The sequence below is a fragment of the Pseudomonas sp. HY7a-MNA-CIBAN-0227 genome (genome assembly GCF_040310325.1).
Taxonomy (GTDB): Bacteria; Pseudomonadota; Gammaproteobacteria; order Pseudomonadales; family Pseudomonadaceae; genus Aquipseudomonas.
The window spans coordinates 1-317 of record NZ_JBEOPT010000062.1 but is presented as its reverse complement, the minus strand read 5'-3'; the positions used below and the strand labels follow the sequence as shown (position 1 = coordinate 317).

Annotated in this window: 1 pseudogene; it reads left to right on the top strand. The window is 45.7% G+C overall.

Features of this window, described 5'->3' with window-relative positions:
- Positions 1-123 precede the first annotated feature (123 nt).
- A pseudogene (locus tag AAEZ06_RS26970) lies at positions 124-317 on the top strand (deoxyguanosinetriphosphate triphosphohydrolase); the annotation flags it as partial.

Here is a 317-nt window from a genome sequence, read left to right as displayed (position 1 = left end):
ATGCTAACCTATAGCGATGTCGCCACCATATTTTATGAATTGATTGGTGAGCGGCCGAGCAATATTAGTCTGCCAGCACACATGTCTGTTAGGCAAAGCCTAGCATCACTACGAGCGCGCGCGATGATGCGCTTGGTCAATACTGTCACCGATGCTTTTGTTGCTAATAGTGAGTCGCTGCTAGCCGGAACACTCAATGGCAGTCTATTTGCACATTGTGATACAAATGTGCAAAATGGTATTAATCGAGCCAAACAATTGGCCCGTGAGCAAATATTCAATCACCCAAGCAAAGTGCGAATGGAATTGATGGCGAA